General features: G+C 61.3%; 2 protein-coding genes. One reads left to right on the top strand and one right to left on the bottom strand.

Features of this window, described 5'->3' with window-relative positions:
* Positions 1 to 525 precede the first annotated feature (525 nt).
* On the bottom strand, positions 526 to 831 hold the full coding sequence (locus KO481_RS42580; RefSeq protein ID WP_215924461.1) for a hypothetical protein: 306 nt from the start codon (positions 829 to 831) through the stop codon (positions 526 to 528).
* A 69-nt stretch (positions 832 to 900) separates the two neighbouring features.
* Between KO481_RS42580 and KO481_RS42575 the strand changes: the two genes are divergently transcribed.
* The gene (locus KO481_RS42575; protein ID WP_215924459.1) at positions 901 to 1,179 is read left to right on the top strand and encodes a hypothetical protein; all 279 of its coding nucleotides are present in this window, start codon (positions 901 to 903) and stop codon (positions 1,177 to 1,179) included.
* Positions 1,180 to 1,647 lie beyond the last annotated feature (468 nt).

The raw sequence follows: 1,647 nt of genomic DNA, 5'->3' as shown, positions 1-1,647 counted from the left end.
ACGGTCAGCCGTCGAAACCGCTTCACCGACAACGAAATCGAACAGCTTCTCGACATAGTCGACCCGATGTACTACTACATCACCGCCGGACGAAACTAGATGACCTCGACGAAAACCACACATTCGGCATGTCCGGACATTTTGCATCGCAGTCGATCTTGCTGCTAAGACCGCTCGCCCAGCGACAGAAGAGTATGTCCCCAGAACCTTGTGGACCGGAGCGCCACCGAAGGAGCCGGTTGGTCGCCGACGAATCCTGACCGCCGCACACGCCCGGTTTGGTGGTCCTAACGCTAATCAACCCGAACCACCCCACAGCCGAAGGACCGACGCTCCGGATCAAGCCGGTAGGCGCACGCATGGCGACATCGAAGCCGTGACCTGCGGTTTGGCGGTTAGTCGGCTACCGGCGGTCTTCGCGCACCTGCATGATCGGCAGCGCCGAAACACCCGATTCCACAGATGACCAGAGGAAAACACTCGATATTTGGTCTGCGATAAGCGATACCGCCGCGTTCTGCTCGATCAGCGTGCCGTCGTGTCTGACGCGGGCACATCGACGAATTCGATCGGGTCGAACTCGTAGCGGGCCTGTTCGACGGCACCAGCGACATCGTCGTGCCAGGTGTCGGTGACGCAGTTCCACGCGGCGTCGCAGTAGAACAGATGCACACCGGGATCGGTGTCGTATTGCGCGATCGCCAGTCCCGCGAACCCATCGACGACGTGTCCGCCGATGGTGTGTCTTGCCCTGCCCGTCGGTGTGGTCCCAAGCAGGGTAGCCACTCGCAGGACCCGCGCACCATCGATGAACTGCGGCAACTCCGTCATGGCCCGATTGTCGACCAACGCAGATGTTCTTGCCGAACGAGCGCCATGCGGACCGGGTCAGTTGACGCGATGGAGATCAGCCTGATTCCGTCGAGGCCCAATGATGGTCTCAATCTGTCGGTCCGCGGTATCCACTATTTCGCGGTCGAGCGGACACCGCATGAGGACATCTCGTTCCTCGAGTTCACGGCTACTACGCTGTTTCCGTCGGTGCTGTGGCCGAAGGGGTGCCCGGGAAGGTTCTCGGGCCCGAAACCAGTACACCCCTTGCTGTGGTTACATGCCGAAGGAGAAGCGACTTTCGATATCGTCGCCGCAATCGTAATTGCCCTCAAGCAGGTTGACTGAACAGTCGGGCCTGTCGCCATCGAGGATGGCCTGCGTCGCGTCCGAACCCACTCCGCATTGTCATGGGCCGCGTGGCCCGATCCGTGCCGCACACAGCGAATCTTGCCTACGGCTATCTCAACGCAGTAGACACGCATGGGCCCATATGGGCCTCGGATCGCGCGGGAAGCGGCATGTGCGGACGCAGGTCGCCGCGCGGATAATGCCGCGCTCGGTCGTGATGAATTCGAATCGTCCGTACTGGCCGTTGCGGCTGGCACGTCGACGTCGCCTACTCTCGCCCATCGGCAGTTGCGGACGTTCTGCGGCGCAGTCGATCTCGCTTGCCGACCGCCCGCCCCGCGGCATAGAAAGACGTTTAGTGCGTCGGTTTCCGGGACGTGGGGAACGTCCTCCTGATGCGCTTGTCGGGCTTGGTGTCCCATCGCAAGAGCAGGAGGACGTTCCATGAGTAACGGTAGTGGTGTG

It is taken from the genome of Nocardia albiluteola, assembly GCF_018860155.1.
Classification (GTDB): domain Bacteria; phylum Actinomycetota; class Actinomycetes; order Mycobacteriales; family Mycobacteriaceae; genus Nocardia; species Nocardia albiluteola.
This window is presented reverse-complemented; position numbering and strand designations above follow the sequence as displayed.

Coding starts and splice junctions, on each gene's coding strand:
- KO481_RS42580 (WP_215924461.1), bottom strand. CDS start 831: ATGACGGAGTTGCCGCAGTTCATCGATGGTGCGCGGGTCCTGCGAGTG.
- KO481_RS42575 (WP_215924459.1), top strand. CDS start 901: ATGGAGATCAGCCTGATTCCGTCGAGGCCCAATGATGGTCTCAATCTG.